The sequence below is a fragment of the Halohasta sp. A2 genome, from assembly GCF_056175805.1.
Map to the genome: position 1 here is coordinate 22,010 of NZ_JAQFWV010000031.1, position 11,746 is coordinate 33,755.

Annotated in this window: 13 protein-coding genes; 7 read left to right on the forward strand and 6 right to left on the reverse strand. The window is 60.8% G+C overall.

Features of this window, described 5'->3' with window-relative positions; all coding sequences use genetic code 11:
- Positions 1-6: 6 nt before the first annotated feature.
- Together O2S87_RS10545 and O2S87_RS10550 are read right to left on the reverse strand one after the other, a co-directional pair.
- Positions 7-720 (reverse strand): helix-hairpin-helix domain-containing protein, encoded by a 714-nt coding sequence (locus O2S87_RS10545; protein ID WP_475408752.1) that lies wholly within the window; start codon positions 718-720, stop codon positions 7-9.
- A 78-nt stretch (positions 721-798) separates the two neighbouring features.
- A complete protein-coding gene (locus tag O2S87_RS10550; protein ID WP_475408753.1) occupies positions 799-1,602 on the reverse strand; it encodes a shikimate dehydrogenase in 804 nt (267 codons plus the stop codon).
- Positions 1,603-1,696: 94 nt separating this feature from the next.
- Here O2S87_RS10550 and O2S87_RS10555 point away from each other — a divergent pair, with 94 nt between their 5' ends.
- The 4 genes from O2S87_RS10555 to O2S87_RS10570 all read left to right on the forward strand — a co-directional run bounded on the left by O2S87_RS10555 (position 1,697) and on the right by O2S87_RS10570 (position 5,169).
- On the forward strand, positions 1,697-3,082 hold the full coding sequence (locus tag O2S87_RS10555; RefSeq protein WP_475408754.1) for a D-aminoacyl-tRNA deacylase: 1,386 nt from the start codon (positions 1,697-1,699) through the stop codon (positions 3,080-3,082).
- Positions 3,083-3,169: 87 nt separating this feature from the next.
- The gene (gene ftsZ / locus O2S87_RS10560) at positions 3,170-4,345 is read left to right on the forward strand and encodes a cell division protein FtsZ (RefSeq protein ID WP_475408755.1); all 1,176 of its coding nucleotides are present in this window, start codon (positions 3,170-3,172) and stop codon (positions 4,343-4,345) included.
- 213 nt (positions 4,346-4,558) lie between these two features.
- Complete coding sequence (locus O2S87_RS10565) at positions 4,559-4,732, forward strand: protein translocase SEC61 complex subunit gamma (protein WP_475408756.1); 174 nt, start codon at positions 4,559-4,561, stop codon at positions 4,730-4,732.
- Entirely contained in the window at positions 4,732-5,169 is a 438-nt protein-coding gene (locus O2S87_RS10570) for a transcription elongation factor Spt5 (protein WP_475408757.1), read from the forward strand. Before O2S87_RS10565 ends, O2S87_RS10570 begins: the two co-directional genes overlap by 1 nt.
- A 21-nt stretch (positions 5,170-5,190) precedes the next feature.
- Here the strand turns inward: O2S87_RS10570 and O2S87_RS10575 are convergent, their stop codons facing one another.
- Complete coding sequence (locus O2S87_RS10575) at positions 5,191-5,490, reverse strand: DUF7565 family protein (RefSeq protein ID WP_475408758.1); 300 nt, start codon at positions 5,488-5,490, stop codon at positions 5,191-5,193.
- A gap of 200 nt (positions 5,491-5,690) precedes the next feature.
- Between O2S87_RS10575 and O2S87_RS10580 the strand changes: the two genes are divergently transcribed.
- Positions 5,691-6,425, forward strand: a complete 735-nt coding sequence (locus O2S87_RS10580; RefSeq protein WP_475408764.1) for a PHP-associated domain-containing protein — start codon at positions 5,691-5,693, stop codon at positions 6,423-6,425.
- 33 nt (positions 6,426-6,458) lie between these two features.
- Here the strand turns inward: O2S87_RS10580 and O2S87_RS10585 are convergent, their stop codons facing one another.
- The gene (locus O2S87_RS10585; protein ID WP_475408759.1) at positions 6,459-7,244 is read right to left on the reverse strand and encodes a DUF7839 domain-containing protein; all 786 of its coding nucleotides are present in this window, start codon (positions 7,242-7,244) and stop codon (positions 6,459-6,461) included.
- 84 nt (positions 7,245-7,328) lie between these two features.
- On the opposite strand from O2S87_RS10585, the gene O2S87_RS10590 reads away from it, so the two are divergent.
- Both O2S87_RS10590 and O2S87_RS10595 read left to right on the forward strand, forming a co-directional pair.
- The gene (locus tag O2S87_RS10590) at positions 7,329-8,021 is read left to right on the forward strand and encodes a metallophosphoesterase (protein WP_475408760.1); all 693 of its coding nucleotides are present in this window, start codon (positions 7,329-7,331) and stop codon (positions 8,019-8,021) included.
- Positions 8,022-8,130: 109 nt separating this feature from the next.
- Positions 8,131-9,171: an NAD(P)-dependent alcohol dehydrogenase gene (locus tag O2S87_RS10595; RefSeq protein WP_475408761.1), complete on the forward strand. Its 1,041-nt coding sequence runs from the start codon at positions 8,131-8,133 to the stop codon at positions 9,169-9,171.
- Positions 9,172-9,177: 6 nt separating this feature from the next.
- On the opposite strand, the gene O2S87_RS10600 is transcribed toward O2S87_RS10595, so the two are convergent.
- Together O2S87_RS10600 and O2S87_RS10605 are read right to left on the reverse strand one after the other, a co-directional pair.
- The gene (locus tag O2S87_RS10600) at positions 9,178-10,449 is read right to left on the reverse strand and encodes an NAD(P)/FAD-dependent oxidoreductase (RefSeq protein ID WP_475408762.1); all 1,272 of its coding nucleotides are present in this window, start codon (positions 10,447-10,449) and stop codon (positions 9,178-9,180) included.
- A 78-nt stretch (positions 10,450-10,527) separates the two neighbouring features.
- Positions 10,528-11,502 (reverse strand): alpha/beta hydrolase, encoded by a 975-nt coding sequence (locus tag O2S87_RS10605; protein ID WP_475408763.1) that lies wholly within the window; start codon positions 11,500-11,502, stop codon positions 10,528-10,530.
- Between the last annotated feature and the right edge of the window lie 244 nt (positions 11,503-11,746).

Below are 11,746 nucleotides of genomic sequence, written 5' to 3' on the forward strand. Positions count from 1 at the left end.
TGTGGCCTACTGGTCGCTGGCGCGGTCGATCCAATCGCCGACGATCTTCGGCGAAACGTCGATCTCGTCAGCTAGCGCCTCGGCGTCGGCCGTAGCGAGTTCGGAAACGGTCTCGACGCCCGCGTTGCTGAGTCGGTCCGAGTAGGCGGGCCCGATCCCCTTTATTTGTTCGACCGGTTGGCCGTTTCCAGCAGTAGTCTCCTCGCCTTCATCGACTGTTTGGTCGGTATCTGCGCTCGAATCAGTCGTCGACCCCGGTTCGGTCTCAGCGTCAGAAGGTGTATCCTCCTGCGATTGGTCGTCGGTGTCAGCCGCTCGATCGGTTTCGGCCTCATCGATAACGTCTCCAACAGTTAGGTCATCTGCGTTTTCGTCAAGCGGTTCTGACGGCGGTCCGGTCGCTTCGGATGGCTCGGTTGCCGACTGGGTTTCGGTTGTCCCTGATTCGGTCTGCGAACTGGGTGAAGCCGCCACATCCATCTGGCTCTCATCGGTTTCGTCCTCGACTGTTTCTGTCGGCTCCTCGTCTACTGATTCGGTATCCTCAGTGTCCAGCACACCATCAGTCTCCGCCGACGTCTCGTCCGTCTCCGCCGACGTCTCGTCCGTCTCTTCGCTGGCCCGGCGTTCGACCGTCACAGAGGTCTCGGACGGTTGATCGCTTCGTTCACGACGATCACCGATACCGAGAATCGACTTCAGTTTGCTCAGTAAGGCCATTTGGTGCCTATAGAATGGGACTGTATTTAAATATTCGAGCTATATCGTCGTGGACGGTTCACAACACAGCCATAGCGGTTACAAGGCGTCTCGAAGTGCTCCCATCATCACGTCGACCGGAGCCTCGCGGCCGGTCCAGCGCTCGAAGGCTTCGACGCCTTGGAACAGCAACATCCATGTGCCGTCGATGGTGGTCGCACCCGTCTCAGCAGCCTCGCGAAGGAGGCGGGTCTCACGTGGGGCGTACACTGCATCGAGCACGGTGAGATCACTGTGGAGTAGTTCGGCCGGAACCGGCGTCTCGTCGGACTCCATGCCGACGCTCGTTGCGTTGACCAACAGCGTGGCGTCGCCGATCTGTGAGCCCAGCGTTTCGAGGCTCCCACCGGAAGCGTTCGGAACAGCCGAAGCGAGTTCGATCGCCCGGTCGACCGTCCGGTTGGCGATGTGGACCTCAGCGCCGCCGTCGGCGAGTCCGAAGGCTGCGGCCCGACCCGCTCCACCAGCGCCGACGACAACCGCTTTCCGACCACCGAGGTCGACACCGTGGTGCGAAAACGATCGTGTGACGCCGATCGCGTCCGTATTGTAGCCGTGCGGTGGCTCGCCGGCCCGAAAGTCGATCGTGTTGACCGCACCAATCCGCTCGGCGAGCGGGTCGGGATCGACCACTGCCAACACGTCCTGTTTGAACGGAATCGTGACGTTGAGCCCTGCGATACCGAGCGCGTCGGCTCCCGTGATCGCCGCCTCGATCTCCTCGATGGCTGGTTCGAAAGCGACGTACGAAGCGTCCATGCCGAGGGCCTCGTAGGCGGCCTCGTGCATCGGCGGCGAGACGGAGTGGCCGACCGGGTTGCCGACCAGCCCATACAGATCCATACCGTTTCGTTAGGTGGATCGTTCTTAAATACCCGGAGTCGACGCCGGCCGACAAGCCGGTGGCGTTTTGCGGGTCGACCACCGAGCGAGAGTCGTGATTGGGATCGTTGTCAGCCGGGCCGACCCCGCATCGACACACATCGGCGAGCAGTTGCTGGACCGCGAGGGGTGGAGCCGAGATGTCGACGACAGCCGCCCTGACGAGAACGGTGGCGGTGTCTACTACCGGCGCGAGGGATTCGAGTACAGGACGTTTGAACGAATCCACGTCGAGTTGGATTCGCCTGAATCGGCATTTACACACCCAGAGGAGCTCGAATGTCTGGTGTTCGTCTCGAAACACGCCGGCGAGACGGGTCGACTCCTGACCGCACACTTCACCGGGAACTTCGGTCCCGCCGACTACGGCGGCCAACCGGGTGCGTTCGCCCGCGCCGCACCGGGCGCACAGAAAGTCGTAATAGAGGCGCTCGGTCGACATGCCCCCGCAGGCTACGACGTGGGCATCGAGTGCACCCACCACGGCCCGACGAACCCGTCGGTCCCCTCGTTGTTCGTCGAACTCGGCAGCAGCCAGCCACAGTGGGACGACCCTGCGGGCGCACGGGCAGTCGCCGACGCCGTGCTCGAACTCGGAGACGCGTCGGCCGACCATCGGCCAGTCGACGACGAGGGCCCACGACACGTGGTCGGCTTCGGTGGTGGCCATTACACGCCACGGTGTACTCGGCTCGTCGCTGACAGCGAGTGGGCCGTCGGCCACATCGGTTCCGAGTGGCAACTCGATGCGATGGGCGACCCCGACGCCAACCGAGAGGTGATCGATGCCACCTTCGAGGCGAGTGCGGCTGAGCTGGCGGTCGTCGACGGCGAGCAGCCCGAACTGAAACGGAGTATAACTGACCTCGGCTACCGAGTCGTCTCCGAAACCTGGCTCCAAGAAGTCGGTAGTCGACCCCTACCGGTGGTCTCAGAACTCGAAAGCGAGCTCTCGACGGTCGACGATGGGCTTCGGTTCGGCGAGATCGAAGCCGAAGCCGACGATGGCTGGCTCGTCGTCGACCTTCCCGAGGAGTTGATCGCTGCCGCAAACGGCCTCGATTCCGACGCCGCATGGGAGGCACTCGTCGAGCATACCATCGCCTTCGAGACCGTCGAAGGTGGAACGCTGCCGGCTGGCCGGGCCGTAGTGGCCGAAATCCGAGGATTCGATCGACTGATCGACCGACTGATCGACCTGCTGGCAGCGAAATACGAGACAGTCGAACGTCGCGACGGCGAGGTTCTTGCGCGCCAGACGAGCTTCGATCCCGAGAAGGCCCAAACGCTTGGTGTGCCCGAGGGTCCCGCCTTCGGAAGGCTGGCTGCCGGCGAGTCGGTGACAATCAATGGCCGGACTATCAAACCCCACGTCGTCGAGAGCAGACAGGTCGACCGGTTTTCGATACCCGAACCCAAACCCCGCGAAGTAGACCAGTAGTCACCCGAAAGAACCGGTTTGGTCAGACGACTGTCTGACAAATGGGGAAAGATAAATACGCTCGGTCTGCAAGGCACGGTTATACTGATGGACTCTATCGTTGAGGATGCGATCGACGAGGCCGAGGATGCAGAGACAGGCGCATCCGAGGAATTCAATGGGGCTGGCCACTCCGGCGGCGCACCACGGTCGGGTACGATGACCGACGAAGAACTCAGAGACGTCCTCCAAGACCTCCAGACCGATATCACGGTCGTCGGCTGTGGTGGCGGCGGCGGCAACACCGTCAACCGGATGTTCGAAGAGGGAATTCACGGTGCGAAACTGGTCGCCGCCAACACCGACGTTCAACACCTCGTGAACATCGAGGCCGACACCAAGATCCTGATGGGCCAGCAGAAAACCCAGGGACGCGGCGCTGGCTCGCTTCCACAAGTGGGCGAAGAGGCCGCCCTCGAAAGCCAAGAGGAGATCTACGACGCCATCGAGGGCTCCGACATGGTGTTCGTCACCGCCGGACTTGGTGGCGGTACCGGTACGGGCTCGGCACCAGTGGTCGCCAAGGCCGCGCGCGACTCGGGTGCGCTGACCATCTCGATCGTCACGACACCGTTTACCGCCGAGGGTGAGGTCCGCCGGACGAACGCCGAGGCCGGACTCGAACGCCTTCGCGACGTGAGCGACACCGTCATTGTCGTCCCCAACGATCGCCTGCTCGATGCGGTCGGCAAGATGCCGGTCCGTCAAGCCTTCCAGGTCAGCGACGAGGTGCTGATGCGCTCGGTCAAGGGGATTACCGAGCTCATTACGAAACCAGGGTTGGTCAACCTCGACTTCGCTGACGTTCGGACCGTCATGGAGAAAGGCGGTGTCGCCATGATCGGCCTCGGCGAGTCCGACTCTGACTCGAAGGCGCAAGACTCGGTCAAAAGCGCGCTTCGCTCGCCGTTGCTCGACGTCGACATCTCGGGAGCGAACTCTGCGCTGGTCAACGTCACTGGTGGCAACGATATGTCCATCGAAGAGGCAGAAGGTGTCGTCGAAGAGATCTACGACCGCATCGACCCCGACGCCCGGATCATCTGGGGGACATCGATCGACGAGGAGCTCGACGGCAGTATGCGGACGATGATCGTCGTTACCGGCGTCGACTCTCCACAGATCTACGGGAGTAGCGAGACGGTTACCGCGAACACGCAACCACAACAGCCCGTGCAGGCCGAACCAGTCGACGACGCCGACGATATCGATTACGTCGAATAACGCTGTTCTCGCGGTTCAGTTAGATACACGACTTGCTTATAAACACGATACGGTAGTACATTTTCTACCATCGAGCTCACCTGTTCGGAACCCAGTGCGTTGACTGAATCGACGAGCGGAACCAGCTGTCGCACTGATTGGGTCGACCGTTGTCGACGGGGGTGGGTTGGGACCAATAGATAGAAAACGCTCGACACCAAACGACCGCGTAACATGAACGTCCCGTACGATCTCAACAGCTACATTCGCGTGCTAAAACTGGCGAGTACGCCGTCGTGGGAAGAGTTCTCACAGGTCTCGAAAATCGCGGGTGCGGGCATCGCCCTCATCGGTTTCATCGGCTTTGTCATCTTCACGATTATGAGCTTCCTACCCGGTGGTGTCTGATGGGTATTTTCGCCGTCAAAACCACCGCGCGACAGGAACAGACAGTCGCCGATATGATTGCCACGAAGGAAGAAGACGAGGTTCACGCGGTGCTCTCGCCGGACTCGCTAACGAGCTACGTGATGGTCGAAGCCGACGGCACAGCCGTGCTCGAACGGTTGCTCGAAGAGATTCCACACGCCCGCTCGATCGTTCCGGGGAACTCGACGATCGCCGAGGTCGAACACTTCCTTTCGCCGACGCCCGATGTCGAAGGGATCACCGAAAGCGATATCGTCGAACTCGTTGCCGGACCATTTAAAGGAGAAAAGGCCCGCGTCCAGCGAATCGACGAGGGTAAAGACCAGGTGACTGTCGAACTCTACGAAGCAACGGTTCCGATTCCGGTCACCGTCCGCGGTGACCAGATCCGCGTGTTGGATAGCGACGAACGATAGCGACAATCGGCTGAGTTGGTGTTACGGTGACTGGTTTTCGAGTTCGTCGACGACAGCGCTGAGATCAGCGGTGGTTTCGATCTCGCGTTGGACCGCCTCGCGCTTGCGGACGGCGGCCGAATCAGCGTCGTAGGCGCGAACGTACTCCGCGCGCGTGTGTTCGTCGAAGGCGTGTCGGATCGCGAAATATCCATCCGGAATAAGCGTTCCACACACCTGACACTCGTGTTTGTCGTGTTCAGTTGTCTGGTGAATGATCAGCGACTCGACATCCGAAAACCCCTGTTCACAGTCGCCGATTCCACAGCGCCATCCTGACATATACAACCGCTTGGCCCCGGACGGTTTAACCGTTATTGTGTGTCAGACACTCGTCCAACGCGTGCTTTGATCGTCACGTTTGAGAGTGGCCATCATCCTAACTGGTGCTGTGATAGTGTCTATTCAGCGAAAGCGGCAGTCACAAATGCTCGGAGTCGGTACGGATTGCTGTGACCGCGTCGAACCAGACCCGCGTCGACATGCACACCAAGATCCTCACCGACGAGGTCGCCACGCGTGCAAAACGGCGTGACATTGACGTGCTTGTCTACGCTCCGCATTTCACTCGGCTGCCTGAGATCCAACGAAAAGCCGCCGCCTACACCGACGACGAGCTCTTGGTCGTTCCGGCGCGTGAACTGTTCACCGGCGACTGGAACAACCGTCGACACTTGTTGGCAGTCGGGCTGTCCGAACCGATTGCCGATTTCATTACGTTCGAAGCGGCGCTGGCCGACTGTGACCGACAGAACGCAGCCGTCCTAGTTCCGCACCCCGCGTTTATGAACGTGAGCCTGACGTGGCCGGAGATCCGCGCCCACGCTGCCCGAATCGATGCGGTCGAAACCTACAACGCGAAGCTCTTGGCCTCACAGAATCACAAGGGCCAGCGAATCGCTGGCGAGCTTGACCTTCCCGGCTTCGGCTCGTCGTACGCCCATCTCACGTCGACGATCGGCGAGGCGTGGACGCTGTTCGAAACCGAAATCGAGAGCGAAACCGCGCTTGTAGACGCGCTCAGATCGAACGCCCCGCGCCGGGTCCAACATCGTGCAGGGATCGGCCATCGGGTTCGTGGCGCGCTGGAGTTTTCACACCTCCTGTACGAAAACAGCTGGCAGAAAGTCGACCGGCTCCTTTTGTCGGGCGACGAACCGACCCATCCCCGGAACCTCCTCTACGAGGGACGGTTCGACGACGTCAGCGTGTACTGACCGCTGGAATACACCCGTTTCCGAGCGGTAGTCTCAGGCTACCGGGTTCGTTACTTCGTACGAGACGTTGCTATCCCTGAGCGCATCAGTTACGCGACCGATCGTATCGGTCGACGCAACCACGACGACCGTTTGGCCGACCGCGGCGGCCGCCGCTGCGACGGCTCCGGCGGCGACACGAACGGCGGGCTCTCTGTCGACTGCCCGAAGCGAGACAACTGCTTCGACGCCTGCAGCGACGATAAGGTCGGTACCGGTGCAGGTGTCGTCGAGCTCCTCGGTGTCGACGGCGCGACTGCCGCCCTCGCGGGTCGGCGGGACCTGGACGACAGTGACCGTGCCGGTGGACATCTCGATCACGCCCTCGAACGCGGTGACGCTGACGTCGGTTCCTTCGGCGGCATCGGTCGTCGCGACGCCGGTCGCAGGTCCCGACTCGCCCGGCGTGGCGTGCAGGAGTCCGTCTCGAACCGAGATGGTGACCGTCTGGCCAGCCTTGATGCGAGCGGTTGCGATGGCGGTGTCCTCTTGGACCGTCCCGAGCACGTCGCCGGTGACGTGTTCGGCGAACCGCTGGAGCGACTTGGCCTGCTGAAACAGCCAGTCGACGCCCTCTTTGGTTACCGAGTAGCGCGAGCGGCCCTCCTTAGTCACGAGCTCGTCGTCGACCAACTCACGAATGTACTCACTGACCGCCTGGCTGGTGACGCCGACAGCGTCGGCGATCTCGCCTTGGCTCACGGCTGGTTGACGGTCAGCGATCTCAACCAACACGCGAAACCGGGTGGCGGTTCGCTTGTCGGCCAGTGCGTCGCTCATATCCCACTGTCTGTCCGGGGAGATTAAAAGCCCCGCGGGCGCGGGTGCAGTGGCGTTTTAGCCGCTGCCTACTGAGACGTCTCTGTGGACGACATCGCCTTCAGTGATCGGGCGGTCTACCTGGGGTCGACCGAGACGGTGGTCGTTGCGGATCTTCACGTCGGTCGACAGGCGGCCGCGAACGTCTCGGCCCCGCTCGGCGAGTCGAGCGACCTACTCGATCGGCTCTCGGCGCTGCGGTCAACGTTCGCGCCCACCAAAATCGTGTTTGCAGGCGACCTACTCCATCGGTTTTCGTCTATACCTGACGGCGTTGATCGAACACTCAATTCTATTTATAAAGACTGTGTCGACGATGGCGTCGAACCGGTTGCGATCGCTGGCAACCACGACACACTGTTGGCGTCAGTCTGGCCCACCTCAGTCGAGTCGGTGATTAAACTTGACGATGGGACAGTTGTCTGTCACGGCCACGAGGAGCCCGAGCTGCGTGGCGAGCGGTACCTCATCGGCCACGATCACCCTGCGATCACCATCGAGGGCCACAAGCGCCCCTGTTTTTGTGTCGACCCTACGGGCTACCGTGGTACCGAACTGGTCGTGCTGCCAGCGTTTTCTCGGCTGGCCCGTGGGGTCGAACTAAACCACCGACGAGCCAGCGAGTTGCTCTCGCCGATGATTTCGTCGACCGACTCGCTTCGACCGGTCGTCTGGGATTCGGATCGAAACAGGGCCCTAGAATTTCCGCCGCTCGAGTCGTTCCGTCGACTCCTGTGAGTCGTAGCGATTGCCAATATCCCGAACGAGGCTAGCTCGTGTTCACAAAAGCACCCATCCTTTTTGTAAGAAACTATAATGCAGATTGGTTCGACTGATAGCATGGATCATGGACGCAGCCAGACTCAATGAGTATACTCACGAAATGGGCGAGGCACTGGACATCGAAGACGTAGAGCGACCGAGCGCCGAACGGTCGAATCACGTCGTCGTTGAGGTCGAAGGCGCAGGGTGGTGTCAGACAGATAATCACATTATCGAGGGAATGTGGACCGACTATGTCGAACAAACCCTGCCGATGACACTCGGCCACGAAAACGCGGGCGAGGTCGTCGAGATCGGCTCGGAGGTCGAAACCGTCGACGTGGGAGACAAGGTGATCTGCCACCCGGTGATGACCTGCGGGACGTGTCGGCCCTGTCGGCTGGGCGAGGATATGCACTGCGAAAACCTCTCGTTTCCCGGGCTCACGACAGATGGAGGGTTCGCCGAATATCTGCTCACGTCCGACCGGGCAGTCATCCCGCTGCCGGAGGGAGCTGATACGACCACCATCGCACCCCACGCGGATGCGGGCATCACGGCCTACCACGCTGTGAAAAAAGCGAGCAAAAAACTCAATCCGGGCGATACGGCCGTCGTCATGGGTGTTGGCGGTCTCGGGCATATCGGCCTCCAGTGTTTGGAGACCATGAGCCCTGTCAACATCGTTGCCCTCGATATCAAACGGGAGGCCCGAGAGCTGGCGAGCGACCTCGGTGCCCACCATGCGCTGGATCCGACCGACGACGACATCGTCCAGGAGGTTCTGGATCTGACCGACGGCGTCGGTGCCCACCAGATCATCGACTTCGTCGGCCGCGACGAGACCACGGAGTTGGGCCCACAGATCGCCACCGGTACCGCCGACCACCATATCGTTGGCTACGGCGGCCACATCCACCAGCCAGCCCAGACACTGGTCAGCGGCGAGTTCGGCTTCCGGGGCACCCTGGTCGGCAAGTACGCCGAGCTTCAGGAGTTGATGGCGCTGGTCGACCGCGGCGACGTCGAACTCCACACCAGCCAGTACGACCTCGGCGAGATCAACGAGGTCGCCGAAAAACTCGAACACGGCGAGATCGAAGGCCGGGCCGTAATCACTCCCTAACCGAAGTTAAAAGTCTTCTAACACCGCTTCGGCGGCCTTACGACCGCTTTTCATCGCGCCTTGGATCGACGACCATTCGGTGTACTCGCCCGCAAGATACGTTCGTCGACCCCCCTCGCGCACGTCGGGCAGCGAGTCGTGGACGCCCGGCGGTTGGGCGAACTGTGCAAAGGGGATACGGTCGGTTTCGAGGAGTTCGAGTCGGTCGAACTCGCGGTCAGGATACCACGAGGCGAGCGCTTCGCGCGTTTTTTCCGCCAGTGTTTCGCTTGCCGTCTCGAACAAGGCTTCATCGAGGAAGCTCGCATTTAAAAGGAGATCCGAGCCGGTACTGTACTCGGGTGCGATTTCCGAGAGTGGCACGACGGTGTTGGGTGCAACTCCACCCGCGTTCAACAACAGTCGCTTGCCGGTGTCGAGCGGCGGGCTATCGGGGAGTCGGTAGTACTGGGTGACACAGCCGATACCTTCGGTCGGGATCTCGTCGTTGCCGGTGAGTCTGGCGGCGACCGTGGGTGGGGTGGCGACGACGACCGCGTCGACCGCACGTCTGTCCTCGTCGGTCTCGACGACGGCGTGTCGACGCTTCCGGTTGAGTTCGGTTACGGCCTCGCCGGTTTCGATGGTCGCGCCCGACTCACGGGCGCGGTCTGCCAGTTGGCGGCTGATCGCGCCCATTCCGTCGGCCGGAAGTACGCTTTGGCCCTCACTGAGCGCTTTGAACGTGTACTCGAAAACACGTTTTGAGCTGTTCAGCGACCGGTCGAGCGTGATACCACCGTAAAACGGAGCGATGAAGTTCGAGAGATACCGCCCGGAAAAGCCCCATTCGCGGAGCCACTCGCGGATCGAAGCGTCGGGTCGCCGCAACAACGATTCGTACTCACGGGTCGAAAGATCCTGCCGGAGCGCGAGCGTCCTGAGTTTGTCGGTCGTCGACACCTCGGTGTTGGTCAGGCTTGCGAGGGTGGCTTTCGGATCGCGAAGTGGATCTGAGAGAACCGAGCGCTTTCCGGGACGAGCGATCACGGCCCCCGGTTTGAACGGCCGGAGATCGAGCGCGTCGAGATCGAGTTCGCGACGAACCGCAGGATAGGCGGTGAACAGCACCTGAAACCCGTAATCGAAGGTACAACCCCGCCGTTGGCGAGAACGGACACGGCCACCGACCGTCTCGCGCTGTTCGTAGAGCGTGACGTCGACGCCGCCATCAGCGAGATGTCGGGCGGCGACGAGTCCGGCCAGTCCACCGCCAACAACGACAACGGAACGACTCATTGGCTCGTATTTGGTCGGCTGCTACAAAGAAACTGCTACTGAATCTCGACAACAAGAAGGAATCATCCTGAGCCAGAGTCAGACTGATAGCTCGTCAAGCCACTCGATCATCGGCTTGAACGCCTCCGAATCGAGCACTGTACCCATATGCGTAGTCCCGTCGACGGTCTCGATCGAGGCAGTGGTGTGATCGGCAAACAGCGGTTCGTACCCATCAGCGAGGATCATATCGTCATCGCTGCCGACGACAGTGAGTGTGGGTGTGCCATCCATCTCTAGTACCGATTTCTCCTCGTTGTCGGGAACATACGAAGCGAACAGTCGGTAGCTGTACGACAGCGTCTCGTTTCCGTCACGGACCTCCTCGGGCATATTGAACTCGACGACATTCATGTCGGTGTAGCTCGTTAGACCGAAGCCGCTGAGGATTCTGAGCATGACGAGACGGTCCATCAGAAACTCGGCCCAGCCGCCGGCTGCCTTCCGCGTGGTCGACGTATCCGGGCCGAAATAGGGAGCAATTAACAGATACGCGTTGGCCAGCGACCGGTGAGCCGACGACGCAAACCTGACTGCCAGTCCCCCACCAGCTCCGTGGCCACCAACGATAACGGTCGAGTCCGGATAGATTTTCTCGACACTTTTGATCAAATGCCTCACATCGTCAGTCAGCTGGCCGAGGTAGTCGATATCGCCGCGGGTTTTGGGATCGGGGCCGTGGCCTCGGAGGTCCGGTGTCACGACGTGGGCGACGCCCGCCTCCGAAATCGCAGTCGCGACTCGTTGCAGCGAGCGACTGTCGAACCCAGACCGATGGAGGAGAATCAGTACCTTCGTGGCATCATCTGCATCGTACCGACGAAAGAACGGATAGCGTGCGTCTCGTGTAGCATACTGCTGTCGATCCGGCAGTTGCTCGTCATCGAGGCGATCTATCCCGGAGAAATCCAGCGTTCGGTCCGGGGAATCACTATTTAAACAGCCAGCGAGCCCGGCCAAGAGAGCCGTTCCACCGAGCTGTAACGTTCGCCGCCGGGTCGGCGAGGACTCCATACGACGTCCAAGTACAACATCGTTTATAACTATTCACCCACTCGTACTTCCAAGTGAAGTGTGATTCTGAGTCAGTCGTTCGTGAATGAAAGCTGAGAAGTTATGGTCGAACTGTCACAGTGCTGGTCAGCAGCACTGCTATCTCTCAGTTTTTTGGGAGAAAGGTGCGGATAGTTTGCTGTGCCCACAAACCCCGCACCAACTGGATGTATCGCGCCAAGCAACCACGGTCTTTCGGTTCTAT